Source organism: Ruegeria sp. H3 (assembly GCF_056533095.1).
In genome coordinates, this window is the sequence record NZ_JBQFOD010000010.1 from 58,563 (window position 1) to 83,471 (window position 24,909).

At 55.4% G+C, this 24,909-nt stretch carries 27 protein-coding genes; 14 read left to right on the plus strand and 13 right to left on the minus strand.

Annotated elements, in window-relative coordinates; genetic code table 11:
* Positions 1-6: 6 nt before the first annotated feature.
* The 6 genes from ACR0JE_RS12975 to ACR0JE_RS13000 are packed head-to-tail and all read right to left on the minus strand — an operon-like array spanning position 7 to position 4,723.
* The gene (locus ACR0JE_RS12975) at positions 7-822 is read right to left on the minus strand and encodes an energy transducer TonB (protein WP_480864448.1); all 816 of its coding nucleotides are present in this window, start codon (positions 820-822) and stop codon (positions 7-9) included.
* Positions 819-1,214 carry an ExbD/TolR family protein gene (locus ACR0JE_RS12980; RefSeq protein ID WP_480864449.1) on the minus strand — a complete coding sequence of 132 codons (396 nt, stop codon included), beginning with the start codon at positions 1,212-1,214 and terminating at the stop codon, positions 819-821. The genes ACR0JE_RS12975 and ACR0JE_RS12980 overlap by 4 nt, the downstream gene beginning before the upstream one ends.
* Positions 1,211-1,582 (minus strand): biopolymer transporter ExbD, encoded by a 372-nt coding sequence (locus tag ACR0JE_RS12985; RefSeq protein ID WP_480864450.1) that lies wholly within the window; start codon positions 1,580-1,582, stop codon positions 1,211-1,213. The genes ACR0JE_RS12980 and ACR0JE_RS12985 overlap by 4 nt, the downstream gene beginning before the upstream one ends.
* Positions 1,572-2,237, minus strand: coding sequence for a MotA/TolQ/ExbB proton channel family protein (locus ACR0JE_RS12990; protein WP_480548095.1), 666 nt, complete (start codon positions 2,235-2,237; stop codon positions 1,572-1,574). Before ACR0JE_RS12990 ends, ACR0JE_RS12985 begins: the two co-directional genes overlap by 11 nt.
* A 4-nt stretch (positions 2,238-2,241) precedes the next feature.
* Entirely contained in the window at positions 2,242-2,682 is a 441-nt protein-coding gene (locus ACR0JE_RS12995; RefSeq protein ID WP_480864451.1) for a hypothetical protein, read from the minus strand.
* Between the two features lie 28 nt (positions 2,683-2,710).
* Positions 2,711-4,723, minus strand: coding sequence for a TonB-dependent receptor domain-containing protein (locus tag ACR0JE_RS13000; RefSeq protein WP_480864452.1), 2,013 nt, complete (start codon positions 4,721-4,723; stop codon positions 2,711-2,713).
* Positions 4,724-4,959: 236 nt separating this feature from the next.
* Here ACR0JE_RS13000 and ACR0JE_RS13005 point away from each other — a divergent pair, with 236 nt between their 5' ends.
* Genes ACR0JE_RS13005 through ACR0JE_RS13020 form a run of 4 tightly spaced genes read left to right on the plus strand, consistent with a single transcriptional unit; the run spans position 4,960 to position 8,719 of the window.
* A complete protein-coding gene (locus ACR0JE_RS13005) occupies positions 4,960-6,015 on the plus strand; it encodes a hemin-degrading factor (RefSeq protein ID WP_480864453.1) in 1,056 nt (351 codons plus the stop codon).
* Complete coding sequence (locus ACR0JE_RS13010) at positions 6,012-6,863, plus strand: heme/hemin ABC transporter substrate-binding protein (protein ID WP_480864454.1); 852 nt, start codon at positions 6,012-6,014, stop codon at positions 6,861-6,863. The genes ACR0JE_RS13005 and ACR0JE_RS13010 overlap by 4 nt, the downstream gene beginning before the upstream one ends.
* Positions 6,860-7,936 (plus strand): FecCD family ABC transporter permease, encoded by a 1,077-nt coding sequence (locus ACR0JE_RS13015; RefSeq protein ID WP_480864455.1) that lies wholly within the window; start codon positions 6,860-6,862, stop codon positions 7,934-7,936. The genes ACR0JE_RS13010 and ACR0JE_RS13015 overlap by 4 nt, the downstream gene beginning before the upstream one ends.
* Before the next feature lie 3 nt (positions 7,937-7,939).
* Positions 7,940-8,719 (plus strand): heme ABC transporter ATP-binding protein, encoded by a 780-nt coding sequence (locus ACR0JE_RS13020; protein WP_480864456.1) that lies wholly within the window; start codon positions 7,940-7,942, stop codon positions 8,717-8,719.
* A 1-nt stretch (position 8,720) separates the two neighbouring features.
* On the opposite strand, the gene ACR0JE_RS13025 is transcribed toward ACR0JE_RS13020, so the two are convergent.
* Positions 8,721-9,623: a LysR family transcriptional regulator gene (locus tag ACR0JE_RS13025; protein ID WP_480864457.1), complete on the minus strand. Its 903-nt coding sequence runs from the start codon at positions 9,621-9,623 to the stop codon at positions 8,721-8,723.
* Positions 9,624-9,725: 102 nt separating this feature from the next.
* Between ACR0JE_RS13025 and ACR0JE_RS13030 the strand changes: the two genes are divergently transcribed.
* The 9 genes from ACR0JE_RS13030 (at position 9,726) to ACR0JE_RS13070 (ending at position 15,356) form a co-directional block, all read left to right on the plus strand.
* On the plus strand, positions 9,726-10,388 hold the full coding sequence (locus tag ACR0JE_RS13030; RefSeq protein ID WP_480864458.1) for an alpha/beta hydrolase: 663 nt from the start codon (positions 9,726-9,728) through the stop codon (positions 10,386-10,388).
* 42 nt (positions 10,389-10,430) lie between these two features.
* On the plus strand, positions 10,431-10,625 hold the full coding sequence (locus tag ACR0JE_RS13035; protein WP_480864459.1) for a hypothetical protein: 195 nt from the start codon (positions 10,431-10,433) through the stop codon (positions 10,623-10,625).
* 11 nt (positions 10,626-10,636) lie between these two features.
* Positions 10,637-10,870 (plus strand): hypothetical protein, encoded by a 234-nt coding sequence (locus ACR0JE_RS13040; protein WP_480864460.1) that lies wholly within the window; start codon positions 10,637-10,639, stop codon positions 10,868-10,870.
* Positions 10,871-11,580: 710 nt separating this feature from the next.
* Positions 11,581-12,045 carry a GNAT family N-acetyltransferase gene (locus ACR0JE_RS13045; protein WP_480864461.1) on the plus strand — a complete coding sequence of 155 codons (465 nt, stop codon included), beginning with the start codon at positions 11,581-11,583 and terminating at the stop codon, positions 12,043-12,045.
* A 326-nt stretch (positions 12,046-12,371) separates the two neighbouring features.
* A complete protein-coding gene (locus ACR0JE_RS13050) occupies positions 12,372-13,268 on the plus strand; it encodes a helix-turn-helix domain-containing protein (protein ID WP_480864462.1) in 897 nt (298 codons plus the stop codon).
* Between the two features lie 105 nt (positions 13,269-13,373).
* Positions 13,374-13,664 carry a putative quinol monooxygenase gene (locus ACR0JE_RS13055; RefSeq protein WP_480543934.1) on the plus strand — a complete coding sequence of 97 codons (291 nt, stop codon included), beginning with the start codon at positions 13,374-13,376 and terminating at the stop codon, positions 13,662-13,664.
* 476 nt (positions 13,665-14,140) lie between these two features.
* Complete coding sequence (locus ACR0JE_RS13060) at positions 14,141-14,575, plus strand: DUF3995 domain-containing protein (protein ID WP_480864463.1); 435 nt, start codon at positions 14,141-14,143, stop codon at positions 14,573-14,575.
* 13 nt (positions 14,576-14,588) lie between these two features.
* Positions 14,589-14,963 carry a hypothetical protein gene (locus ACR0JE_RS13065; RefSeq protein WP_480864464.1) on the plus strand — a complete coding sequence of 125 codons (375 nt, stop codon included), beginning with the start codon at positions 14,589-14,591 and terminating at the stop codon, positions 14,961-14,963.
* Complete coding sequence (locus tag ACR0JE_RS13070) at positions 14,964-15,356, plus strand: hypothetical protein (RefSeq protein WP_480864465.1); 393 nt, start codon at positions 14,964-14,966, stop codon at positions 15,354-15,356.
* A gap of 290 nt (positions 15,357-15,646) precedes the next feature.
* Here ACR0JE_RS13070 and ACR0JE_RS13075 read toward each other — a convergent pair whose 3' ends face one another.
* The 6 genes from ACR0JE_RS13075 to ACR0JE_RS13100 form a co-directional block, all read right to left on the minus strand.
* Positions 15,647-16,378, minus strand: coding sequence for a proteasome-type protease (locus ACR0JE_RS13075; RefSeq protein WP_480864466.1), 732 nt, complete (start codon positions 16,376-16,378; stop codon positions 15,647-15,649).
* Between the two features lie 11 nt (positions 16,379-16,389).
* Entirely contained in the window at positions 16,390-17,187 is a 798-nt protein-coding gene (locus ACR0JE_RS13080; RefSeq protein WP_480864467.1) for a transglutaminase family protein, read from the minus strand.
* A gap of 3 nt (positions 17,188-17,190) precedes the next feature.
* Positions 17,191-18,132: an alpha-E domain-containing protein gene (locus ACR0JE_RS13085; RefSeq protein WP_480543940.1), complete on the minus strand. Its 942-nt coding sequence runs from the start codon at positions 18,130-18,132 to the stop codon at positions 17,191-17,193.
* A 2-nt stretch (positions 18,133-18,134) separates the two neighbouring features.
* Entirely contained in the window at positions 18,135-19,553 is a 1,419-nt protein-coding gene (locus ACR0JE_RS13090) for a circularly permuted type 2 ATP-grasp protein (RefSeq protein ID WP_480548056.1), read from the minus strand.
* 631 nt (positions 19,554-20,184) lie between these two features.
* On the minus strand, positions 20,185-22,557 hold the full coding sequence (locus ACR0JE_RS13095) for a 1-deoxy-D-xylulose-5-phosphate synthase N-terminal domain-containing protein (protein WP_480864468.1): 2,373 nt from the start codon (positions 22,555-22,557) through the stop codon (positions 20,185-20,187).
* Positions 22,558-22,571: 14 nt separating this feature from the next.
* Positions 22,572-23,771 carry a methionine gamma-lyase gene (locus tag ACR0JE_RS13100; RefSeq protein WP_480864469.1) on the minus strand — a complete coding sequence of 400 codons (1,200 nt, stop codon included), beginning with the start codon at positions 23,769-23,771 and terminating at the stop codon, positions 22,572-22,574.
* Positions 23,772-23,886: 115 nt separating this feature from the next.
* Here ACR0JE_RS13100 and ACR0JE_RS13105 point away from each other — a divergent pair, with 115 nt between their 5' ends.
* Positions 23,887-24,342 (plus strand): Lrp/AsnC family transcriptional regulator, encoded by a 456-nt coding sequence (locus ACR0JE_RS13105; protein ID WP_170350138.1) that lies wholly within the window; start codon positions 23,887-23,889, stop codon positions 24,340-24,342.
* Positions 24,343-24,909 lie beyond the last annotated feature (567 nt).

The window sequence follows — 24,909 nt, forward strand, 5'->3', positions numbered from 1 at the left end:
GCACCGCTATTTTCCCTTGATCTCCAAGGTGTATTGGCGTCGTGCCGAAGGTGGCGGAACCGGGAACGGGGCCGCAGCACGGATTTGGGCTAATGCGACCTGATCGAGCTTTTTTGACCCCGAACTGCGCGAAACCTGCGCGGATTGAAGCGTACCGTTGTCTGCAATGTGGAACGTGATCAGGACCGATCCTTTGATGTTCACGCTTTTGCGTCGCGCCCGGAGGATTCTGCGCTTGACCTGACCGGCGTAGTTGCTGGCCTCTGCATTGCCCTGGATCGAGGTGGGTCGCGTTGCGCTTTGCGCCGTAGCTGCACCCTTTGCTGTCTTGCCCGTTGCCGCTCCCTTCTTCCGGTCTTGCTCGGCGTATCCAGCCTTCGCTGGAGTTTCGGCGGTTTTTGTTTTCTCAGGTTCAGGCTTTTGGACGGGTGGCGTTTTCGGGGCTGTCACTGGTTCGGCGATGGGCTTCTGGACCAAAGGTTTCTCGAGAGAGCGTGGGGTTTGTGCAATTGCTAGGTTCGGCTTAGCCGGAACTGCCCCTGTGACGGATGGTGCCGCGCTGCTTACAGATAGCGTCTCAGGCACTGCTTTTTGAGCTTGCCGGTCTGGCTCGACCGATTGTTGCTGCGTCTCAGCCGATGCCGAGGGGGCGGTTCCGGCGACGAAATCCTTGAAGGAGGATCCAAGCGCGGCTGTTTCAACAGATCCACCGCCTTCTACCAAAACGGGCTCGTCCGTGCGAAACTCATGCAGCGCAAGGCTATGCGTAGCGGCGGCCAACAGGATTGCGAGCGCGGCAATGGCGCGGGATCTGGGGATCATGGCAAACCTCGCTCTGTCACGACATAGATTTTCGTGGCTCCCAAGGTGCGCAGGGCATCGCTGACCTCTTTCAACCGGATTGCAAGGACCGATCTGTCGGGCACGAGGCGCACGTCATCGAGCGGAAAGTCGATGGAGGCGCGTTCAACATAGGCCTCGGCATCTGTCAGCTCGGCCCCGCGATATTCAAGCACCCCATCTGCGCGAATGACCAGAGCATCCGGCGGCTCTCGCCCCTCAAGATCCTCTGTTTCAACCAGCTGAACCGAACCGCTCAGCGGTGGGGCGAGCGTTCCCGCGATCATGAAGAAAACCAGCATCAGAAAGACGACGTTGATCAGGGCAATCGTTGGTTCGCGAGTTCGCCGGGCTTTGGGTTTCAGTCGCATCATCCGATGACCTGCGTGCGTAGCTGCGCAACGGGGCGCAGCGCTGTCAGAAGATCGATCAATTGCTGCGCTGTTGCGTCCTGACCAAGGCTGATCAGGGCAAGCTGCTCGGCATCGCCGTCTAAAAGTGCAGCAACCGTGTCCAACGGAACCTCGGTTCCATCGACTAGAACACGATCCCCTACCAGTTTCACAAATCGCATCGGCATGTCCGCAACCGGTCCGCCAGCCGAGGCGGTTGCGAACTCAATCTCTCCGAATTTTGAGAAGGTTGAGGTGAGCATGAAGAACAACAACAGCAGGAAAATGACATCAATCAGGGATGTCATCGACAGGCGTCTGCGCCGTTTTCGGCGGGTCTCAAGCGACATGCGCTGCGGTGACCTCAGGCAGGGTGCCGGTATGTTCCTGGGCTGCATGGCCAGGGGCAAAGACCGTGCGCAAGGCCTGATTGGCAAAGATGCGTTCACGGGTCATCCGCGCTTCGAACCAGGTGAGCACAAGCGAGGTTGGCATCGCGACTGCAAGCCCTGCGGCGGTGGTCAGCAAGGCCACCCAGATCCCACCCGCCAAAAGCGCGGGATCAACCGCATTGCCTGCGCCTTGCAACGTTTGGAACGCCTCGATCATGCCCAGGACAGTGCCGAACAGGCCCAGAAGTGGCGCAAGTTGCGCGACCATGTCTAGCACGTTTAAGCCCCGTTCAAGCTGGGCAAACCGCGCCTCAGACTCGGCATCGACGCGATCCGACAAGGCGGTTCCATCGCCGCCGAGAGACATGGCAATCACCGGGGCCAGATAGCTGCGGCTTTTATTCAGATGCGCCATCGCGTTGGCACGATCCTGACGATCCCAGGCCAGAATGGCGCGGGACAGTTCGATATGTCGGCCCACCCCGGCTGCCCGATATTGCCATAGCTTGTAGAGGATCAACGACAGCGTCGCGATTGATGTGACGATCAAGATCGCAACAACGGGTCCGCCGAGTGCCAGAATACCTTTCAGGTTCTGCAAGATCGCATCCATTTGCCTATCCAATCATCTCGGTTTCGAGGCGGCTTTTTAGCATCAGGCCCGACATACAGGCGTCTGGCATATCTCCCTGATGGGTGCAGTCCTGCGCCCCGTTGATCAGAACGCGGCTGATCTGGTCGCAGGCCATTCCAGCAAACTGAAACTGACGCACGCGCGGGCGACCGGCGGGCAGGTCTTGGAAATCCAAAAGGGTCAGCAAGGCGACTTTGCCGTCAGCACCGAACAGCACAGTCTCATAGACCGCGCCGTCGATATCTATGTCGTAGGAGTTTTCGACCAGAAAGCTGACCATGCAGCTTTGGTCCTTGTCTTCGGCCGAGCTGAGCTCGATCGAAATGCCCTTGGGCTTTTCCGGCTCTTCAGCACTGGCAAACCCTGCCCCCAGAATTGGGAGCAGGGTCAGCAGGACCAGCCGAGCATTTCTATATGATGCCATTTTCATGATGGTCCTTTCGTTTGTCAGATCAGAAGGTTTTGGCGACGGTGAACTTGAAGTTCCGGCCGGGTGCGCGGCGCGACGAAAGGCTGCCCTGATAATCTTTGTCCAGGATGTTTTCGATCCCGGCATAGAATTCAAAGCCTTTGAAAGCCCCTTCTTGCGGGAAGTAGCTGGCGCGGAGCGTGTTCACGCCGAACCCACCCAAAGGATCGCCTGACGAATCGAACCCGGCACGGGATCCAAGGATTTCCCAGCTGACATCCAGCGTTTCACCAAAGCGCTGGCCGACAGTCAGACGAGCCGTGTCGGCAGGTTCGTTCCTCCACCGGGTTTCGACACCGGCATCCGACTCGGTCGCGTGGACGATGTTGGTATTGAAATCCATGTAGAAACCACCGGCATTTGCGTATGAGGCCTCAACTTCCACGCCGCGAGCTTTGACATTGTCCACGTCGCGGTAGGATGTGATGTCCCACAAGGTCGTCTCATAGGCATTTACCTTGGCGCGCATGACATCGCCCGCGGCAAAGACATCACCCGCATTATAAGAAAAGCCCGCTTCCCATGTCCGCGACTTTTCGGGCTGCTTCATCAGCAACGGCGTGCCAAGGTCATCGATGATCGGAAGGTTTTCTGTGTAGGCTCCGCCGCCAAAGATCGCAAAGCCATTGCTGAACTCATACCGCGCAGACAGGCCACCCATCAGTGCATCGTTGTCATAGCTTGCGCTCAGCGGTGGTGTCGCATCTGAATCGCCCGAGATATCCTGCTTCTCGTAACGGATCGCCGGCGTGAGGGTCAGGCTGTCGCCGATATTGATGTCATCAACCGCAAACAGTGCGAAACGACGATCTGTCCCGCCGGGGGCAGCATCACCGCCATCCAAGCGATCGCGATCAATGAACTCGATCCCGGCGCGCAGATCATGTGACGCGATACCGGTTTGGAAATAGGCCGTGTTCTTGATTGTCAGCTTTGTTGTCTCGTACCGCTGTTCGGCCTCGGCAAGGTCCAGAAGCGATGGGAAAAACGGAGACCCTTCCAGAGGGGATGAACCCGCGATGTAGGTGTTGTCGATCCTCTGGTCGGAATAGCTAAGGTTCACATCCAGATCGACCAGATCATTTCCAGCCGGTTGATATTGATACCGCAGTATGGCAACCCGGTTTTCAATCCGTCGATCCACATTGCCAAAGGCGTCTGCCGTGACGCTGAACGAGTCGTAAGGCACGTCTTTCTCGTCCGAGGTCGAGTTGTTCCAGGACGCGGTGATCGAGTGTTCCAGATTGTCGCCAAAACTGTACTTGCCTTTGATCAGATAGGACGGAAGCGTGAATTCACTATTGCCGATGGTATCGCCGTTTCCATCTTCCTGATCGTCCTGATCCCGATAGGTGTAGCTCAACAGGAACTCGGTTTGTTCATTGGGTTGCCAGGCCAGGATCGACGACGAGACAAAACCATTTCCGTTCGTAGACGCTTCGAGCAGTTGGCGTAGTTTGACGCCGGGAATGCCGCCTGTGAAGTCGGATGCATCCTTGGTTTCCAGCTGAACCACACCGCCGACAACGCCGGAACCGAACTCGAAGGAACCAACAGTGCCGCGGATCACGGATACGCTTTTGTAAAGCTGTGGATCGGTGAACAACTGGTTGCCGATCCGATACAGCTCTTCCGCGCCGGTGGTGGCGCCGTCGACCAGGATCAGAACTTTCTGATCGGTGCCGAAGGTTCCGTTGGCCCCAAAGCCTCGGATATTGATACCAGACCCTTGCGGGGTCGAGCCGTTGACCAGCGTCACGCCGGGTACGGTGTCGATCAGTTCGGCGACGGTGTTGGCCTGACGGTCATTGATCTCTTCCTGATCGATATTGGTGATCGGCACTGCCGTGTCGGTCTGTATCTCCCGTTTGCTTTCGCCCAGCTCCAGCGTGCCCAGGAAACCATCATCCTGTTCCTGCGCCCAAGCGGCGGCTGTCATCAAACTGAGGCAAGAGGCAGTGCCCAGTAGGCCTGCCATATGGATTTGTGCACGCATATCTGTCCCCCTATGCATGTGTAAGGACTGGAAATGCTTGCAAGCCGCTGGCTTAGTCAGTCTTTTTTGGTGTCTTTCAGAATCGTCATTCGGCGATGACTTGTGCTCGTTAATAAAGCTTACTAAAACAGTCAACAAATTTCGTGACTGTTTAAACAGTCTCTGCCAGCGGGTCACTGACGGCGTCAGTGACCGGGCCAGCATCTTCAAAACCACCAAAAGATGGGAAACCGACTATGGAACAGGTGCTTATGGCCCCTCAGGATATCCGCGAGGCCTATGTCAATAAGGCGGGCAAGCGGGATCGGGACTTGGCGGAATCGCTAGGCTTGACAGAAGGACAGCTGGTTGCAGCGTTTGTGGGGCAGGGGGCGACCCGGATATCGGCCAATCTGGACGATCTGTTTGGTCAGTTGAACGGTTTGGGCGAGGTCATGGCGCTAACGCGAAACCCGTCTTGTGTCATTGAAAAAGTTGGTCAATACGACAACTACCATTCGGGTTCTCATGCTGCGATGGTTCTAACCGAAGCGATCGATCTGCGGATGTTCCCCAGCCACTGGAAACATGCCTTTGCGGTTGAGCGCGAGACCGACGCCGGAACGCTTCGCTCGATCCAGGTGTTTGATGCGGCGGGCGATGCCGTGCACAAGATTTTTCTGCTTGAAGGATCGGATTTGGGTCACTGGGCCCATTTGACGCGGGCGCTGGCGTCAGAGGATCAATCGCAAACTCTATCGGTTGAGCCGCGCAAAGCGACCGAGACACCTAAGGCCAACCCCGAGAAAGCTGATATCCTGCGCAGCGAATGGGCCAAGATGACGGATACACATCAGTTCATGCGCCTGACCTCAAAGCTTAAGATGAATCGGCTGGGGGCCTATCGGATCGCAGGCGCGCCTCTGACACGACCGCTTCAAACCGATATTGTCGCCGGGATGTTCGAGCAGGTGCGCGATCAGGGTCTTGAGGTGATGGTTTTTGTCGGCAATCGGGGATGCATCGAAATTCACGGTGGTCCGGTTGAAACGCTGAAACAGATGGGTCCGTGGTTCAACGTGCTTGATCCGCAGTTCAATCTACACCTGCGCACCGACCATATTGCCGAGGTTTGGGCCGTGAACAAGCCCACGCAGCGTGGCCCGGCCGTATCGGTCGAGGTGTTCGATGCCGAAGGCGGGCTCATCTTCCAGATCTTCGGGCGTCGCTCGGGTGAAACCGATCACCGCCCGGCCTGGAACGCTTTGGTTGATGGGCTGCCTACTTTGTCGGAACAAGAGGTCACGAAATGAGAACCCTGATCGCCTTTATCGCGGCGCTGATCCTGTCTGCCGGTACCACACTGGCCGAGGACCAACGCATTATCGCCATTGGCAGCTCGGTGACGGAAATCATCTATGCGCTGGGCCAGCAAGACAGGCTTGTCGGCCGTGATCGAACCTCAACCTATCCGAAAGCCGCGCTTGAATTGCCGGACGTGGGCTATCGCCGGGCTTTGTCGCCCGAAGGCGTGCTGTCGGTTGAGCCCGATCTGATCTTGGCGCTGGAGGGGTCCGGCCCGCCGGATGCGATCAAAGTCGTGCAAGAGGCAGGGGTGGACTATGTCACCGTAGCCGACACCTTTTCGCGTGATGGGGTTGTCGAGAAAATCCTGACCATTGGCGCCGCATTGGGGGTTGAGGTCAAGGCCGAGGCGCTGGCCGCCCAAGCGTCTAAGCAGATGGCATTGGCGGAAAACAATGCGCAGAACCTGGCCGGGCAGGATCGGCAACGTGTCCTGTTCATATTGAACGCACGCGACGGAGACATAACTGTCGGCGGTGCAGGCACGCAGGCGGACAGCATCATAAAGATGGCCGGTGGTATCAATGCCGCCGCCGCGGTTGAGGGGTTCAAACCCATTACGCCCGAGGCGCTTGCCGTCACCGCCCCGGATGTGATCCTGATGATGGAGCGTCAGGGAAATCATGCGGTTTCGGACGAAGACCTGTTTTCCCTGCCTGCGATCCAGTTGACACCGGCAGGTCGATCCACCTCTTTGATCCGGATGCCGGGAGCGTATCTGCTGGGCTTTGGTCCACGCACGGCGGAGGCAATCGCTGACCTTTCGGCGGCGTTGCAGGATGTGAACGGATCATGACCTTGGCGCTGGACGGCGCACCGTCGCGCATCGAGTTTCAGGATCGCCGTGTTCGCGCCAGACGTATCACCCTGGGTCTGATAGCGGTGCTGATCGCGACCAGTGCGATCAGTGTTTCTGTCGGCGCATCCCAAGCCTCTTTGATCACGGCCGTGGCGGATTTGATCCAGGGGCGTCCCCTATCCGATCTCAACAGGGTCGTACTGTGGGATGTGCGCCTGCCACGCCTCGCAATGGGCGTTCTGGTCGGAGCGGCGCTGGCTGTCTCCGGGGTGGTGATGCAGGGTTTGTTTCGCAACCCGCTGGCGGACCCTGGTATCGTAGGTGTCAGCGCGGGGGCTGGGCTGGGTGCGATCACAGCCATTGTCTTTGGCGGCTTGCTTCCTGTCACATTGCTGGCCTGGGTCGGGGACGGGCTGATCGCACTTGCCGCGTTCTTGGGCGGTTGGGCGTCTGTCCTGATCCTATACCGTGTTTCAACCCGGCAGGGGCAGACTTCGGTCGCAACAATGCTGCTGGCGGGGATCGCGCTGGCTGCATTGTTCGGAGCGGTGACCGGCGTCATGGTTTTTCTGGCTGATGATCAGCAACTAAGGGATCTGACCTTCTGGGGTATGGGGTCGCTTGCCGGGGCAACTTGGGCCAAGGTTGCAACGGCAGCCCCGATCATACTGGCATCCGTCATTTGCACGCAGTTCTTGGCGCGGGCGTTGAATGGTCTGGCGATGGGTGAGGCGATTGCCCATCACATGGGTATCCCGGTGCAGCGCAGCAAAAACATCGCTGTTCTTACGGTTGCGGGGGCCACTGGGGCTGCGGTTGCTGTGTCAGGCGGTATTGGGTTTATCGGTATTGTTGTGCCGCATCTGTTGCGGCTCAGCACCGGGCCTGATCACCACCGGCTATTGATGAACTCGGCTCTGTTGGGGGCAACGCTGCTGCTATGTGCCGACATGATCAGTCGGGTTATCGTCGCCCCGGCAGAGCTGCCCATCGGAATCGTCACGGCGATACTGGGCGCGCCGGTCTTTTTCTGGATTTTGTTGCGACGCCACGGGCAGATGGGGATGTAAACCATGATGAAGGCGAAGAACATTCGTGTCTGTCTGGGACGCAAAGAGGTTCTGCACGGCGTGGAATTTACAGCCCAACCCGGGCAGGTCACCGCAATCATCGGTCCGAATGGGTCGGGCAAATCAACCCTGCTGAAGACACTGAGCGGTGAGCTGGTGGGCACTGGAACCGTTTTGCTGAATGGCCACGACATTGCAGAGCTACGCCCTTGGGAGTTGGCGGCGATGCGGGGTGTGCTGCCGCAGCAAACGACGGTGGCTTTCCCTTTTACCGTACACGAAATTGTGCGGCTTGGGCTGTCCAATGGCTTGGCCGCTGCGGAAGAGGATTTGCCATCGCAGGCCTTGGCACATGTCGATCTTGCCGGGTTTGAAAACCGATCCTATCAGAACTTGTCGGGCGGCGAGCAGCAGCGTGTCCAACTGGCCCGCGTGTTGACCCAGGTCTGGGAGGCAACGGATCAGGACCAACCCCGTTGGTTGCTGTTAGACGAACCTGTCGCCAGCCTGGACATCGCGCATCAGTTCACCGTCCTGGGTATCGCGCGCGACTTCGCGGCCAAAGGCGGCGGCGTTGTTGTTGTAATGCACGATCTTAACCTGACGGCGCTGTTTGCCGATCTGGTTTATATCTTGTCCGAAGGTCACATGTGGATGTCGGGCACAGTGTCTGAGGTTCTGAACACTGAAACCATGAAGCAGGTCTATGGCATCGATCTACCCATCAACACTCTGCCGCCAACAGATATTCCTTTCGTGTTACCGCAGGCGCTATCGGGCTGATCTATGGCCGGTCCAGAACCGAAGATTTCAGGTGATCGATGAACAATCGTAGCGGAACCATGTTGCGGTATTCTCGGGGGAAATAAATGTAGGTGCCGGGCGTATTGCCCAAGTGATCCTGCAACACGGGCACCAATGTCCCTTGTTTGATCTGATCTGCACAATAATCCCTGAAGGTGAATATCAGCCCATGACCCTTCAGCGCCAGATCAACGACTGCTGGTAGTGTATTGACGATCAACGGCCCTGTGACCTCGACTGTGTAGTCCTGAGATTGGTCAATGAATGTCCAGGGTGCGATTTGACGCGAGGTGGGAAAACGATAGCGAATGCAATCATGGCTGAGCAGTTCGGCTGGTGTATTTGGAATTCCGCATCGCTCTAGATATGTCGGACTGGCCAAAACGGCGAGCGGTTCAGACTGGCTGAGCCGGACCGCGACCATGTCGGGGGCGATGCGGTCTCCTAAACGGAAACCCGCATGCAGTTCTTCTGACAATAGATCGGTCAGAGCGTCGGTAAACGCCATCTCGATTTCGATGTCAGGATAGGTGCTTCGAAAGCTTTCCAATGCGTTGCTGACATAGAGCTCGTAGACAAAATCGGTCATCGCCAGGCGCAATGCACCGCGCGGGGCATGACCAACAGAGCGGGCCGTTTCGACCGCGTCCGCCAATTGATCAAACGCCGGGCCAGCGCCGCGCAGCAAGGCCCGGCCAGCTTCTGTCAGGCTTAGCGACCGCGTGGTGCGGATTATCAGCGCTGTACCCAGCTGCGCTTCGAGCGTTTTGAGCTGATGGCTGACCGTCGAAGGTTGCAGCCCAAGCCGGTTGGCCGCGCCCTTGAACGAGCCTTCGCGGGCGATGGCATCAAAGATTTCCAAGGTCGGAAGAGGCAGTCTCATTATTCGATTTCATACACTATAGTGGTGGTTGATAGCTATATTATCACAGTTCATGTGAACAGTTACATCTCTCATCAACAACGGCCTTGATGGAGAGACCCGATGGCGACGATCAACCTGCAAAACCAACCTGATCGAAAAGGCGTGACATCCCAAGCAGTCAGCTTTGACAGCAATGGTGCGACGCTTAGAGGCACTTTGTACCAACCCGCTGAAAAGGCGGGCGCGCTACCCGGGGCGATCGTTACGGGGGCCTGGACCACGGTGAAGGAACAGATGCCGGGCACCTATGCCCGTGAATTGGCAGCACGCGGCGTCGCGGCGCTGGCGTTCGACTTTACCGGTTGGGGCGAAAGCGAAGGCGCGCCGCGCTATGTCGAAGATCCGGTGGTAAAGACAGCCGATATCAAAGCCGCGGTCACGTTCATGGCCAGTCGGGATGACATCGGCAGCGTTTCGGGCTTAGGAATTTGTGCGTCGTCTGGCTACATGGCCGAGGCGGTCGCCGACGATACTCGGCTTTCGAAACTCGCTCTGGTCGCGCCTTGGCTGCACGATCCCAAAATGGCCGAGGGTATCTATGGTGGCGCAGATGCGGCCATGGCGCTGATTTCTGCCAGTGAGGCGGCGGATGCAGCCGACACCAATTTGTTGGGTGCCAGCTCGACCGATGAGACCGCAGTGATGTATCAGGCGCCATACTATACCGAAGAAGATCGTGGCCTGATCCCCGCTTACGACAACAAGTTTTCTGCCCTCAGCTAGAAACCTTGGCTGACTTATGATGCTCAGACCTCGGCAGATCGATTGACCAAGCCGATCCTCATGGTTGGCTCGCCTTCAATCGCACTGCCTGCCGGTGCCGCAACCTATGAGGCACGCACGAAGGCACCGTTAGAGAAGCTTTGGTTGGCCGAGGACGTCACCCAGTTCGACTTCTACGACCGCGCTGATGTGGTCAACGCTTCGGCAGATGCCGTGGCAGATTTCTTCAAAGCATGAAGGGTAGAGCAATGATGACGGATATTGCCAATACCGTTTCGTGGTTCTTTGCTGCGGTCGACTGTTGTGATTGGACCGCAGTGCAAGAGCTGATGACCGATCCATTTCATGTCGACTATTCGACTTATGGCGGAGGACCGGCATCGGACGTAGCACCAGAAGCGCTGACAGAGGCCTGGGCAGGGTTGCTGCCTTTCTTCGATCACGTTCATGCGCGCGAATCTGCGTGCACAACTGGGAAATGAGAACCTGCCTGCACTTGCGGCGGAACGCGTTGCAAGCAATCAGAACTGATCTTTGCTCAAGCTGGTCTCACATCTCGTTGGTGACCTCTTGGACGCCCGAGATAAAGTGCGCGCTTAAACGATGTTATGTGTCCTGGCCGGGTGCGGACGCGAATGGGTGGAGCCGGTGCAAACCGATCTCCCGAGGAAGGCGCAGATACGGCAATTTGGCTTGCCACACTACCTGAAGGTGGCCCGACAGGTGGGTTCTTTCGGGATCGAAAGAACATTAACTGGTAGGCGTGATCAGTTTCTGAAGTTTTGCGCGCATCTACTTGCTTGATTGGGTTTACGGCGCTAGGTGAGAGATACACCCGCAAGCATCGACGGGTGATGGAGATTTTATGTCTACGATTGCGGTCCGCCGCTAAGGTCCACTGGGTTGGACCAATTTGAACCAAAGGACTTCCAGGCGCGATGCTGGAAGCCTTTTGTGTTGCCATAAACTCAAGAGAGACTTTGTTGAGAACCTCAAAACACCCGCAGCGTGTTTTGCCTGTTCGGACCTTAGGTGGAGCGATCCAGTCTGGGGATATACCGAACGGCAATTCGCCCTGCAGGTCTAGGCGAGAGACAATCACTCAACACATCCGGAAACAGACACCGCAGCACACCGAGACGCTGCCAGTGGTCTGTGTTCTGACCATGATAATCGATAGGACAAACACACAATGGAAAATGTAGTCATCAAAGAAACACAAGGCGAAGAGATCCCGGCGCTTCAACAGGTGTTGGACGCAACAGAGCTGTTCCCAGCTGAACTGCTGCCCGACATGCTGGCCCCTTTTCTAGCACAACAAACCGGCGCTTTCTGGTTGACCTGTCACCTGAATGGCAAGGCTGTTGGTCTATGCTATACCGTCCCCGAAGAACTTGCGGACGGTACATGGAACATGCTTGCCTTGGCGGTGCATCCGCAGCATCAGGGCCATCAGTTGGGCACCCATCTGGTCAAAGCCGCAGAGCAGCATTTGATCTATATGGAACAACGTATTCTGATCGTCGAAACCTCGGGAACCGATGACTTCGCAGCCACGCGCAGGTTCTACGCAAAAAATGGCTACGAGAAGGAGGCGCGGATACGCGATTTCTGGGCTGAAGGGGACGACAAAGTGATCTTCAGAAAGGCGCTTTGAAACAATACCCCTAGCATCCGCCAGCATAGGATCGCTGGTGGTTGAAAACAGTGCACGGGGTTTTTCAACGCCCCGTGCACAGCATTTGGTTCAACTGATGGATGGTTTGCTGCTTTCATACGTAGGAAGGGTGCGCATACCTCTGACTTTCGGTGTTTCTCAGGCAAGGTCGAGACGCGTGATGTAATCCGGCAAGAAAGCTGTGGTCGGTTGAGCGCCTACGGCCGCTTCCTCACTTTTTCACCTGCGCCCATCTGTCGCCGCGTGTTCCGTTGCCTCAAAACACAGCGAAGGTTACGCTCACCCGCGCGCAGAGGCACTTCTTAATGGCTCAACTGAATTCGATCGCGACATCAAACAGTGATGTCCTTCTTATCCCCGAAGGCTTGTATCAATTCGCAGGCGCGCAGACCGTTATGGCAAGCGGTCGGGCTGGAATCTTTCATAAGCTTCTGCACCAAAATGCCTTCGGTACAGAATTTTTTTCGAACGCACCCTGCCTTGCCTATGTGCTGAGGGGGCAAGAGACGTTCTTTGACCCGGATGGCGAGGAGACGACGGTCAAACCTGGAGACACGTTATTGGTTCCCAGGCATCATCATATGATTTCAGACTTCTCAGATGCGCATGGCCCGTTGGAAGCTTATCTATTTTTCTTTAGCGACGCGGTGATTGCCGACTATCTCGCGGCAACGTCCAAAGGCCTGACACCCGCGCCCAAAAGCAAGACAGCACTATTTGCAGGTTCGCCTTCGCTGCAGGGATATGTGGATGCGTTACCAAAAGTATATGATGATCTGACTGTCCCACCCGCGCTTATAAAGGCAAAGCTTCTGGAGCTACTTTTGCTGCTGCATTTGCATGATGATGGGCAGCTTTATAGCTTTCTGGTACATGAGAATGCCAATCGTGCCCGCCGCAATATCAAGCAGATCATGCGCGCGCATGCGTTGACCGATTTGTCGATTGCAGACTACGCGACTTTGTCGGGACGTTCGGTTTCGACCTTTCAGCGGGATTTCAAGCGTGAGTTTGGTGAAACTCCAAGTGTCTGGCTTAGACGTGCACGGCTTGAGCATGCCCGTGACAAAGTTGTCAACAGCCGGGATACGATAGCAGATATCGCTCTGCAGGCGGGGTTTTCGGATACCTCGCATTTTATCAAAGCGTACAAAGGCCTGTTTCACGAAACACCCAAACAGCATCGACTGCATATCGCGTGATCCAGTCGTCGAAATTGACCTGTAATCCCGATTTCCTTGGCGCGTTTTCTATCGCGGCTAAGGGGTTTGGTGTCAGCATCTCCGCATCATTGAAGGAGATCAACTATGACAACCTGGGTCACGCTAGAAATGACAGTGAAAGAAGGTGAGTTTGACTTACTGTCTTCATTCCTTGCGGAAAACTTGCCGAACGTGCGCGGCTTTGATGGCGCGCTAAGCGTTACACTTTATTACGATCCCGCCTCGCGCGCTTTCTTAATTCACGAAGAGTGGATGAGCCGGGATCATCATCAGGCATATATCGCATTCATCGAAGAACGCGGTGTGATGGCTGCCTTGCTGGGGTTCATGGAAGGCTCGCCTAAGGTCACTTACTATGACCGCATGGTGATGTAATGGCGGAAACTGTTTCTGTGACACGGCGTTCTGTGATTGCCGCGGTTCCGGCTTTGTGTCTGGCAAATCAGCTTGCCGCATGGCCGGGCCCCGCCACAAGCGTCTTGGCTGTGCCAGTTTTGCAAATCGTACAGGTTCGTACTGCGCTACAAGCCGCAGATCTTGTCGGCAAACTTCGTCAGACACCGGGTTGTATGAAGGTGGACGTTCTTCAGCAAACCGATGGAGGAGTCTCTGTCTTTCAGCAATGGGTTTCAAAAGAGGCAAGCGCACGTTTCTGGCGAGCGTCCGAGCCAAAGCCCGCAGCGAATGTATACACAAGGCTTGAGTTCTGATCGGATGCCATATGTCATTCCCTTTGGTCGCGGCTGTAGCGTACCTGTGCGCTACCCTTGGCGTGTGGCACCTGAAATCCAGCGACAAATCAAGATTACGGGCAAAACGCAGGCTGAATGTAGCTGCGGGAGCATGATGCTATGACACTATTGGCTCTTGCCGTTGCGGGAATCCTTTTTCCGATCGCGGGTTTACACTTGGTTTGGGCTTTCGGTAAGCCATGGCCCTTCGCAACCGAAGATCAGCTCGCGCGCGCGGTAGGCGGCCCAGCATTGGATCCGAAGATCAGTCAGGGTGCAAAATTTGTCATCACTATCCTGGCAGCCGCTGCTATCGCGGCGGCTGGGCTCTTGCCTTTAGCGCAAACCGAAGTGCTACCTTCGCCCTTTCCTGCCCCGATCACTTTCTGGCTTCTGGTCTTGCAAACCATCGTGTTTCTACTTCGCGGAGCTCTTGGGTATACAGATCTCGCACCCGCCGGCATCTATGAGCCATTTCGCACCAACAACCGCCGCTACTATAGCCCTCTGATCCTGACTTTGGGGGCCATATGCGCGTTGATCCTGTTTCTATGACGTGAGGCTTTAGATGCTTGTTATCGCAGCCGTACTTCTTGTTGGTGTTTCGCTGATGCACTCGGTGCTGGGTGGGATCAGCTTGATCAACCCAATCTGCCGCCGCAGTGATCTGCCAATCATCTTGGGCAGCCGCCGAAACACCGTTCTAACATTGCAGTTTGGGTGGCATGCCTTGTCGCTGTTTTGGCTCGCACTTGCCGTTTTGTTGGTTTTGCTTGAGACAAGGCCCGAGCTGTTTATTCCCGCCTTCCTGATGGGTGGCGCTGGGCTATTTGTGCTGATTGGTTTGATCGCCCTTATCGCCGGGCGGGGGCGCCACCTGTCGTGGGTGTTCTTCCTGACGATAGGAGGGCTATTCTGCGCGGCCTATCAAGGTTTGACCTAAATGATCCAGGCGCTTTCGTTCACGCATCAATGCAAGATTTGCGGGGTCTTATTCACAGCGCTGAGTTTGGCACTCATCTTTGCACCAGGCGTTGTTCTTGAATTGTTTGAACTTGGCGTTTCACAAGGGTCAGAGGTGATCGCTCGGCGCGCTGGCATCATGTTTGGAGGCTTAGCCTTCCTGATGCTGGTAATCGCAACACATCCACCAAGCCCGACACGACGAAGCATCGTGTTGGCGATTGTATTCCTGCTGATTGGCCTGGCTATTCTTGGTGCTATCGAGTTCGCACGAGGAGAGATTGGTCCTGGGGTGTGGTTGGCGATAACCACGGAAACTTTGGTGGCGCTGCTTCTTTGGCGCGCCGAGAATGCGAGAAAATGGGAACCCTGAACCAAGGTGTTTCTTGCTCTGTTGCACAACATCACGCCCCACAATCGGGTTGCCTCGAATTGATCATGCGGCTTTCAACATCTGGATTCAGAACCTTGTTCGGACCTCATCCGGGCATAAATTGGGCTTAAGCTAAAGTAGCAATTGTTAGGCGGCCTTAGCGGGCCGCCTCATCTGATTGGGCCAGTTCGATTGTTGGGACCAGAACAAGATGCAACCTAAACGCGTACATCATCAAACTGAACCTTATCGCTCACTGTGCGGATCAGACATTCAATCGTTCAGATTGCTTACGAGTCGTATTCAGGCAGTTTAGATAACGCAGATTTCAGCGCGTCACCCCATCCCTCGGAAATTGTGCGAAAGTAGTGATCGTCTGGTTCGAACCTGGATCGCGTACCACCTTCAAGGCTGTCTTCATCGTAGAGAAGCAGGTCAAGCGGAGCCCCAACAGATAGGTTTGCCTTGATCGTAGAGTCGAAACTTACAAGCAAGAGTTTAACAGCTTCTGGAAAGTTCATTTCTGGATCATAGGCGCGTACCAGAATTGGGCGACCATACTTTGTCTCTCCGATCTGGAAGAACGGGGTGTCTTCTCCGGCCTCGATAAAGTTACCTTCAGGGTAAATTAGAAACAGGCGAGACGGGCCGCCGTTGATCTGTCCTCCAAGGATGAGTGTCGCGTGAAAGGCACTGTCGGCTTCCTGACCGGATCGGGCGTGCTCTTCGATAACGTCGTTCAGCGTGGCGGCCACCAATTGCGCGACTTGGAACATTGTCGGTGCTTCCAGGATCGACGGTGAACGATCTGCTGGTGCTTTTGTGCGTTCTTCCAGCAGGCTTATGGTCGCCTGAGTGGTCGCCAGGTTTCCGGCCGTCAGAATTGTGATCGACCGGTCCCCTTCGACTGTCCAGTTGAACATCTTGTTGAAGGTGGAAACATTGTCGACGCCTGCATTCGTGCGTGTGTCGGACATGAACACCAGCCCGCGATTCAGCCGCATGCCCACAGCATAGGTCATCAATTTCTCCGTTACTGCTGTGCGACTTGCAATTGCACTGTCAATTGCTCGCCTGCTGTCCCAATTCTGTTCCCTATTACCGGTGCGGCTTGTGCATAGTCCAGACCGGTTGCGACACGTACGTAACGATCATCAGGGGATATTCCGTTTGAAACGTCAAACCCGACCCAACCCAGCCCGTTCAGATACACTTCGGCCCAGGCGTGGGTCGCGTCCTGCAGTTCCGTCTCGTTCATCATCAGGTAGCCTGATACATACCGTGCTGGCAGACCGATCTGTCGCGCGCAGGTAATGAAGATATGCGTGTGATCCTGACACACACCGCGTCCGGCATCGAGGGCATCCTCAGCGCTCCAGCCCGGATGCGAGCTGCCAATCTCGTACGCGACCCGAGTTCGAATTCCTTCAGACAGGGTATGCATCTGTTCTAGCGGTTCACCTTCGGGCAACGCTCTGATCAAGTCGGTAACGCCTTTGCCTGGCGTCGTCTGCGGGGTGCTTCTTTCGAAAAGCCACAATGGAGTGGATCCTTCGTGACGCCCCAGCACGCCATGGGTGTCTTCCACCTCGACAACGCCTTCGGAAATCAACGAAATGCTTTGGGTATTGGCTTCGAAGCTGATCAATTCCACAGTGTTGCGGTGGCAATCTTCAAATGTCAGTTCTTTGCGCCCGCCTGTGATTTCGGTGTTCCAGCTTTCAATGTTCTGATTTCGGAATGACTTTGGTGTCTTCCTCAGCTGTTGCAGACCAAAGGGAACTGGCGCGTCAAAATCGTATCGTGTCTCGTGTCGAATGTGCAGTTTCATTGGCTACTCGTAAAACCGGTAATCAATCTCGATCTGACGGCTTAAGCCAACGAGATCGTTAAGAAAATCTTGAATGTACTCATGGAGGCCAAGCTCAAAGATATCGGAGATTTTCTGATCTAGGTATTTTTCGTAGAGAGCATTTGATGCCTCACACGAAGGTCCGGCAAAGCCATAGTCCTTCTTCAGATAGGACAGGTTCTCTTGCAGTTTCCTGCAACAAAAATGAAGGCTGCGTGGCATACGTTGGTCCAGGATCAGAAACTGCGCTATATCAGAAGGCCGTGTTTTGTCGCCATGGGTCATTCGGTACCCGCCGCCAGCACCTACCGAGCGCAAGATGCTTTCCCATTGGATGTTGTCCAGTGATGAACCGACCGAGAAGGCGGTAGGCAGAAGTACGTAATACTTCACATCCAGAATGCGCCCTGTGTTATCGGCGCGCTCGACAAACGTTCCGAGGCGAACGAAGTCGAACATGTCGTTGCGCAACATAGTCCCCAGTATTGCCCCGCGGACCAAGGCCGCCTGATGCCGAATAAGTTCCAGCGTCGCAGGCAAATCCCTTTCATTCACGCGCCGCTTCATAGCCTCATCCAATTGCATCCAGGTCGAGTTTACCGCACTCCAGACATCATGTGTCAGGGCAGTTCGAACGAGGCGTGCATTATTCCGTGCCTGTTTAATCACCGACTTGATCGAAGATGGGTTATCCGCATCGCGTAGCATCCAATCCACAGCATTGTCTTTTGAGATGTCTTCGTATTTCGCATGGTACCCATCCAGAACTCCGGCTGTTTTCAGAACCGAGCCCCATTCCTCGGCTGAGTTCTTGGTGCGGGTCAAAGCCATCCTTTGCCCTGTTTCAAGCAGTCTGGCCGTATTTTCAGCACGCTCCAGATATCGAGCCATCCAGAACAGCCCACCGGCAGTTTTTCCCAGCATGGTCAGTCCTCCAGAACCCAGGTGTCTTTGGTCCCGCCGCCCTGGCTTGAGTTCACGACCAACGATCCCTTCTTGAGCGCCACGCGGGTCAAACCGCCAGGCGTTATCTTGATCCCCTCGGGAGACACTAAGACGAACGGTCGCAGATCGACATGTCTGGGCGCCAGCCCAGAGCGTGCGAAAATCGGAACCGTCGAAAGCGACAATGTCGGTTGGGCGATATAGTTTGCTGGCCGCGATTTGAGTTTGTCACGGAAAGCCGAAATCTCTTTTTTGCTGGCCGTTGGACCGATCAACATTCCGTAGCCGCCAGACCCGTGCACTTCTTTCACGACCAAATCGGACAGATTGTCTAGCACGTAGGACAGAGACTGGGGCTCGCTGCAGCGCCAGGTGGGAACATTTTGAAGCAGAGGCTTTTCGCCTGTGTAGAACTCTACGATCTCGGGCATGTAGGAATAGATCGCCTTATCATCGGCAATGCCTGTTCCGGGCGCGTTGGCGATTGTGATACCGCCTGCGCGATAAACGTCCAGAATACCCGGCACGCCCAAGGCGCTATCGGGGTTAAAGTTCAGTGGATCCAAGAAATCGTCATCGACCCTACGATAGAGAACGTCGATAGGCTTGTAGCCTTTCGTAGTGCGCATACAGACGCGCCCGTCGACAACGCGCAGGTCATGCCCTTCGACCAACTCGACAGCCATCTGATCCGCGAGAAACGCGTGCTCGTAATAGGCCGAGTTATATATGCCGGGTGTCAGGACAGCGACAGTGGGTTCACCCTCTGCGCAGGTTGGAGCGCAGGCCGCCAAAGACCGCCTGAGACTGCGTGGATAGTCGGAAACGTTCCGAACATTTGTGGCGCTAAAGAGCTCGGGAAACATCTTCAGCATCGTTTCCCGGTTCTCGAGCATGTAGCTCACCCCGGACGGGGTGCGCGCGTTGTCTTCCAGCACGAAGAACTCATCCGGACCGGTTCGCACCAAATCGACACCAACAATATGCGTATAGACCTGACCGGGTGGTGAGACGCCCAGCATCTGCGGCAGGAACGCCTCGTTTCCGGCAATCATCTCAGCCGGTACACGCCCGGCCCGGACAATTTCCTGACGGTGGTAAATGTCGTGGAGAAATGCGTTGATCGCCCGTACCCGCTGTTCGATGCCGCGCTCCAGTCGCTGCCATTCCCGCGCAGAAATGACCCGTGGCACAATATCAAATGGGATTAACCGTTCCTCGGCTTCGGCTTTGCCGTAAACGTTAAAAGTAATCCCTGTCAGCCTGAAAACTTCTTCGGCTTCGCGCTGTTTAGCCCGCAATCTTGATGCGTCTTCAGCGTTGAACCAACGGCCGATTTCTTCATACGGACCTCTCAGCGATCCGTCGCCGTTGAACATCTCATCAAAATATTCACTCATGAGAGAAGTTTCACGATCTAGCCAGAATGTTCAAGCTCTTCGCACGCGTTTGATTGGAACGCTTAATAGGAGCGTCTAATTTTCGGGCTGGTTGAATGATGTGAAGTTCATAGAAACGCAGTATTCAGAAGCGCTTGGGGCAATCGGAAATCTCCGAACCTTTTGAGCTCGGAGCCATCTAAGACGGATCGCTGGGCAAGCTGTGTTTCACCTTGTGTCGAATTTAGGCGTTTCCGCTTACATGAGGCTGATCAAGGTCGAAGAACAACTCGAATATCGGGCTCACTGTTTCGCCGCCTACTGCGAACCAAAAACTGATGGTAAAGTGAGGATAACATCACTCAGATAGCAGGGTAACGATCTAGTTTCATTGGTCGGAGTGAGAGGATTCGAACCTCCGACCCCTGCCTCCCGAAGGCGAGTTCCCGGGGTGAACGTAAACAAAATAAGGGCTTTGAATGCCAACCATTGCACTTCAGTGGCAGATAGCGCTGCGATAACGTTGCGGTTTCATTGCGAGTAACCCCGGCCCCTGTAGTATGTTGGTAAGCTCTTGTTTTTCAGCAGTTCATCCAGCACCTTATGTTCAGTGCTAGTTTGGTCTCTGCATTATTGCCCAGATCCAGCCCACTTATGCACGGTGAAGAGTCCTGCCATGGGTCAGGCCACTCACTTTTTCCAGGATAGCGTCTGCGTCAATGCAGTGATGGCGATATAGATCGCCGATCGTTCCGGTCTGACCAAAATGCTCGACGCCCATGGGAATAGTCTGATGCCCAAGCACTGCCCCGAGCCAGGATAGAGTTGCAGGATGACCATCGATAACAGTGACAAGCTTGCAGTGTGGCGGAAGGTCGGACATCAGGGTCTCGATGTGAGAGCGTGCCGCTTGGTTGCCGCGAGAACGCGCTCGTTGAGCGGCGGTCCATCCAGCATTCAGGCGATCTGCGGATGTCACGGCCAATACACCTATGTCGCGACGGCCTTCACCAATCATACCGGCGGCCTTGATTGCCACCGGCGCGACTGCTCCTTGATAGGCGATTACAACTTCGCAATTGGGTCCCGGTTTTCTTAACCAATAAGCCCCATCGATGGCACCTTGGCGGAACTCATCGTCGACACGCTTTCCGGGCTGTTCAATCGGGTTGGTGGTCAGGCGCAGGTAGACAGACCCTCCGGTTTCATCGCGCAGCCATGTGCGCTCATCCGGTTGCCCTTCGCCGTCGCGCTGCAGGTAGTCGAAGGCCCATTCCATAATCACCGCTAGCTCGTCGGCAAAGGCCGGTTCAAAAGCGGCCAAACCGTCTTGGCTCATCCCGATGAGCGGTGTTCCAACGGATTGGTGTGCTCCACCTTCGGGGGCGAGTGTCACGCCCGAAGGTGTGCCAACCAGCATGAAACGCGCGTCCTGATAACAGGCGTAATTCAGCGCATCGAGGCCGCGGCTGACAAATGGATCATAGACGGTGCCAATTGGGATCAACCTCTTACCGAACAGGGAATGCGACAGACCCGCCGCTCCCAGAAGCAACATGAGGTTCATTTCGGCGATACCAAGTTCGATATGCTGTCCGTCCGGTTTGAACTCCCATTTTGCGGTCGAAGGGATCCGGTGTTCGATGAAAGCATCGGATTGTTCGGACCGGGCAAATAGCTTGCGGCGGTTTACCCAAGGACCAAGGCTTGTCGTGCCTGTTACATCTGGGGAGGTAGTCACTATGCGTTCGGCCATGGGGCTGTCGCCTTTTGACAGGTCGTCAAGGACCTTGCCAAAGGCCAGCTGGGTCGAGATTTCGCGACTGGTATCGATCTCGATGGTCGGCACATCCAGCTTGTCATCAAAATAGCGGCGCGGACCTTTGGCAAAGAACGGTGTGCTGGCCAGAAAATCCTTGAGCGCGTCAGGGTCTTGCACCGTCGCTAGCGGTTCCCATTCTTTGCCTTCTGGCACACCCATATGCGACTGCCACGCGGCAAACTGACTATTGTTCATCAGCCCGCCGTGATTGTCCTTGTGGCCTGCAATAGGGGTGCCCCATCCTTTTACTGTGTAGGCCAAGAAGCATGTCGGGCGATCATGATCGATGTCAGCAAAATTTTGGGCCATGGTCTCGACGCAGTTGCCGCCGAGGTTTTCCATAAGGGCTGCAAGCTCTGCATCCGTGCGCCGCTCGATCAGAGCGGTCACATCCCCCTGATCCCCCAGATCGTCCATGAGACGCTGCCGCCAATTCGCACCACCCATGAAAGTCAACGCCGAGTAGTCCTGGTTGGGGCAAGCGTCGATCCAATCACGCAGGCGGTTGCCGCCGGGCTCTTCAAAGGCCGCGCGTTGAAGAACTCCGTATTTTACGCGCACGACATCCCAACTGAATGCATCGAAGATTTTCTCGATCCGTTCGAACAGTCCTTCTCGGACGATACCGTCCAGCGACTGTCGGTTGTAATCGATGATCCACCACGTGTTTCGCAGGTCGTTTTTCCAGCCTTCTTGTAATGCCTCATAGACATTGCCTTCATCCAGTTCGGCGTCGCCTACCAGGGCTACCATACGACCCATTGGCGCGTCTGAGCCCCAGCTTTTGGCCTTGATGTAGTCCTGAATGATCGAGGCAAATGAGGTGATCGCGACACCTAAACCCACAGACCCGGTTGAGAAATCAACATCGTCAATGTCCTTGGTCCGGCTGGGATAACTTTGCACACCGCCAAATCCGCGGAAATTCTCCATCTTCTCGCGGGTCTGATTACCCATGAGATACTGCATCGCATGAAACACCGGCGACGCATGGGGTTTGACTGCAACCCGGTCCTCAGGGCGCAAGGCCGAAAAGTAGAGCGCGGTCATTATCGATACCATCGAGGCAGACGACGCCTGATGGCCACCGATCTTGATCCCATCCACCTTTGGTCGGACATGGTTAGCATGGTGGATCATCCAATGAGACAACCACAGCAGGCGCTGTTCGACGGTCTTCAGTTGGGTGGGATCAATGTGCATGGCGGTCTCCGGGTTCAGTCGGCGCTGCGAGCAGGGTAAGGCAAAGCTTGCTCCAGGTCTGCAAGGATATCTTCGACATCCTCCAGTCCGACCGACAGGCGGATCAGGCCATCGCTGATCCCATGCTCGGCACGTTCTTCCGGCGTATACGTCGAATGAGTCATGGACGCTGGGTGTTGGATCAGTGTTTCCGCGTCGCCCAAGGACACCGCACGCTGGATCATGTTCAGGCGGTTCATGAAATCAATCCCACCGGACAGGCCGGACTTGATCTCGAACGCTATCATAGCACCGGGTTGGGACATCTGTCGCTGCGCCACATCGTGCTGAACGAAACTCTTAAGACCAGGGAAATAAACCTCACCGACGGCGGGGTGCGCTTCGAGGAAGTCCGCGACGACTTTGGCAGATTCACAATGACGATCCACACGCAGATTCAGTGTTTTCAGACCACGCAGGACTAGCATCGCGTTGAAAGGCGCCATTACCGCGCCTGTCATGTCCTTCATTCCAACAAGGCGGATTTCAGCAATCTGTTCGGCGGTTCCTACCACCAGACCGGCCACCACATCCCCGTGTCCGCCGAGATATTTGGTAGCAGAGTGCAGAACGATATCTGCACCATGCTCGATCGGGCGGGTCAGATACGGGCTGGCATAAGTGTTATCGACGACGACCGTTGCTCCGACCGAATGCGCAATTGCGGCGCTTGCGGCGATGTCCACCAAGCGCATGTTCGGATTGGCCGGAGTTTCGAAATAGACAACGCGGGTTTTGTCAGAAATGGCCGCTCTCAGGTTCTCCGGGTCTGTCATGTCGACATGTGTGATCGTGACACCCCATTTTGCCAAACCGTGGCGCATAAAGGCGAAGGTGCAGCCATAGAGCGTTTTGTCCACGATGACTTCGTCACCTGGCGACAGCAGGGTCCAGAGCACTGCCGTGACCGCCCCCATACCGCTTGAGAGAGCTAGCCCGGCCTCGGCCCCCTCAAGCACGGCAATGCGTTGTTCAAGAAGGTCGCATGTTGGGTTCGAAATGCGGCTGTAGATATGACCTTCACGCTCACCTGCGAACATCTCGCCACCTGCTTCTGCGGTTTCAAAGGTAAACGTGGACGTCAAATGCAGGGGTGGCGTAAGCGCGCCGTCATTTTCCAGAGGGTCATAAGCGTGGTGAATGGCGCGGGTGGCAAATCCGGTTGAAGGGGTCATTGCAAGCTCCTGATACATGTTGGAGCCAGTTTGCGCCTTTACTTTGGGCCAATGGTTGCTAAAAATGCCAACTTTAGCTTTAATATTGGCATACTATGCCAAAAAAGAGGATGAAATGGACGCTAAGGACAGGCAGATCATTCGAGCGCTGCAGCGCGACGGGCGCATGACGAACCAGGATCTTGCCGACGAAGTGAACCTGTCTCCCTCACCGTGTTTGCGCAGGGTCAAAAACCTAGAAGCCAATGGAGTGATAAAGGGATACAGCGCCGACGTCGACGCTGCCGCCTATGGGATGGCCATTACTGTCTTCGTGCGTATCAGATTGGAGCGACACAACGAAACGGACGTTCAGAACTTCGAGAAACGTGTTCGGATGATCGATGAAGTTCTTGAATGCCACGTGCTGACCGGGGCAATGGACTACCAATTGCGGGTTTTAGTATCGGATCTAGAGGCCTACGAGGAATTTATTCGTCACCGAATTCATCCGATCGGTGGGATTGCCTCGATCGATACCAGCTTCGTCTATGGAACAGTAAAAAAGACTTCTGTTTTTCCGCCCGGATAGATGGACCCAGTTAGAATGAGTTGTTGTCGATCGGCTAAACATTTTAGTTTATTGATTTTTTCCCTCCGCAATTTCCCATTCTCTCCGTCGCTATATCAAAGACATGCAGCGCGTGCTGCATCACTTCTGAGAGGATAGCGATGACAAATAAACCGTATGGAGACACCCGGATGGCGACGTATTTCGAACGGAGGGTGCTCGAACTGAAACCTACCAAGAGCCAAGCCGAGATCGCGGCGTAGGTGGGATACGTCGACCCGAACATGATCACGATGATCAAGCAGGGTAGTTCCAAGGTGGCATTGGATCGCGTCCCGGCTTGGCGAACGCTTTGGAATGCGACGCTGCCTACCTTATGCGCCTCGCAATTGAGCAGTCGATCAGCCTGACTGCAGCTAAGGCAGTTGTCGAGGTATTCGGAGAACATGTCACGTCGAATGAACTTGGCTGGCTAAAAGCAATTCGCAAGGCCTCTAATAACACTGATCCCCGGCTGACCAGTCGGTCAGAGACGGCGATCAAGACCATCTTCGGGAGGTAGGTGCCTTGCATGACTTGAAAGACGAC

Excerpts from the sequence above, each read along its gene's own strand:
- ACR0JE_RS13045 (WP_480864461.1), top strand. The coding sequence starts at position 11,581 with ATGGAAAATGTAGTCATCAAAGAAACACAAGGCGAAGAGATCCCGGCG.
- ACR0JE_RS12985 (WP_480864450.1), bottom strand. The coding sequence starts at position 1,582 with ATGTCGCTTGAGACCCGCCGAAAACGGCGCAGACGCCTGTCGATGACA.
- ACR0JE_RS13090 (WP_480548056.1), bottom strand. The coding sequence starts at position 19,553 with ATGAGTGAATATTTTGATGAGATGTTCAACGGCGACGGATCGCTGAGA.
- ACR0JE_RS13085 (WP_480543940.1), bottom strand. The coding sequence starts at position 18,132 with ATGCTGGGAAAAACTGCCGGTGGGCTGTTCTGGATGGCTCGATATCTG.
- ACR0JE_RS12980 (WP_480864449.1), bottom strand. The coding sequence starts at position 1,214 with ATGATGCGACTGAAACCCAAAGCCCGGCGAACTCGCGAACCAACGATT.
- ACR0JE_RS13015 (WP_480864455.1), top strand. The coding sequence starts at position 6,860 with ATGACCTTGGCGCTGGACGGCGCACCGTCGCGCATCGAGTTTCAGGAT.
- ACR0JE_RS13055 (WP_480543934.1), top strand. The coding sequence starts at position 13,374 with ATGACAACCTGGGTCACGCTAGAAATGACAGTGAAAGAAGGTGAGTTT.
- ACR0JE_RS13080 (WP_480864467.1), bottom strand. The coding sequence starts at position 17,187 with ATGAAACTGCACATTCGACACGAGACACGATACGATTTTGACGCGCCA.
- ACR0JE_RS12975 (WP_480864448.1), bottom strand. The coding sequence starts at position 822 with ATGATCCCCAGATCCCGCGCCATTGCCGCGCTCGCAATCCTGTTGGCC.
- ACR0JE_RS12995 (WP_480864451.1), bottom strand. The coding sequence starts at position 2,682 with ATGGCATCATATAGAAATGCTCGGCTGGTCCTGCTGACCCTGCTCCCA.
- ACR0JE_RS13030 (WP_480864458.1), top strand. The coding sequence starts at position 9,726 with ATGGCGACGATCAACCTGCAAAACCAACCTGATCGAAAAGGCGTGACA.
- ACR0JE_RS13010 (WP_480864454.1), top strand. The coding sequence starts at position 6,012 with ATGAGAACCCTGATCGCCTTTATCGCGGCGCTGATCCTGTCTGCCGGT.
- ACR0JE_RS13105 (WP_170350138.1), top strand. The coding sequence starts at position 23,887 with ATGGACGCTAAGGACAGGCAGATCATTCGAGCGCTGCAGCGCGACGGG.
- ACR0JE_RS13100 (WP_480864469.1), bottom strand. The coding sequence starts at position 23,771 with ATGACCCCTTCAACCGGATTTGCCACCCGCGCCATTCACCACGCTTAT.
- ACR0JE_RS13040 (WP_480864460.1), top strand. The coding sequence starts at position 10,637 with ATGATGACGGATATTGCCAATACCGTTTCGTGGTTCTTTGCTGCGGTC.
- ACR0JE_RS13000 (WP_480864452.1), bottom strand. The coding sequence starts at position 4,723 with ATGCGTGCACAAATCCATATGGCAGGCCTACTGGGCACTGCCTCTTGC.
- ACR0JE_RS13060 (WP_480864463.1), top strand. The coding sequence starts at position 14,141 with ATGACACTATTGGCTCTTGCCGTTGCGGGAATCCTTTTTCCGATCGCG.
- ACR0JE_RS13050 (WP_480864462.1), top strand. The coding sequence starts at position 12,372 with ATGGCTCAACTGAATTCGATCGCGACATCAAACAGTGATGTCCTTCTT.
- ACR0JE_RS13095 (WP_480864468.1), bottom strand. The coding sequence starts at position 22,557 with ATGCACATTGATCCCACCCAACTGAAGACCGTCGAACAGCGCCTGCTG.
- ACR0JE_RS13065 (WP_480864464.1), top strand. The coding sequence starts at position 14,589 with ATGCTTGTTATCGCAGCCGTACTTCTTGTTGGTGTTTCGCTGATGCAC.
- ACR0JE_RS13075 (WP_480864466.1), bottom strand. The coding sequence starts at position 16,378 with ATGACCTATGCTGTGGGCATGCGGCTGAATCGCGGGCTGGTGTTCATG.
- ACR0JE_RS12990 (WP_480548095.1), bottom strand. The coding sequence starts at position 2,237 with ATGGATGCGATCTTGCAGAACCTGAAAGGTATTCTGGCACTCGGCGGA.
- ACR0JE_RS13005 (WP_480864453.1), top strand. The coding sequence starts at position 4,960 with ATGGAACAGGTGCTTATGGCCCCTCAGGATATCCGCGAGGCCTATGTC.
- ACR0JE_RS13070 (WP_480864465.1), top strand. The coding sequence starts at position 14,964 with ATGATCCAGGCGCTTTCGTTCACGCATCAATGCAAGATTTGCGGGGTC.
- ACR0JE_RS13020 (WP_480864456.1), top strand. The coding sequence starts at position 7,940 with ATGATGAAGGCGAAGAACATTCGTGTCTGTCTGGGACGCAAAGAGGTT.
- ACR0JE_RS13025 (WP_480864457.1), bottom strand. The coding sequence starts at position 9,623 with ATGAGACTGCCTCTTCCGACCTTGGAAATCTTTGATGCCATCGCCCGC.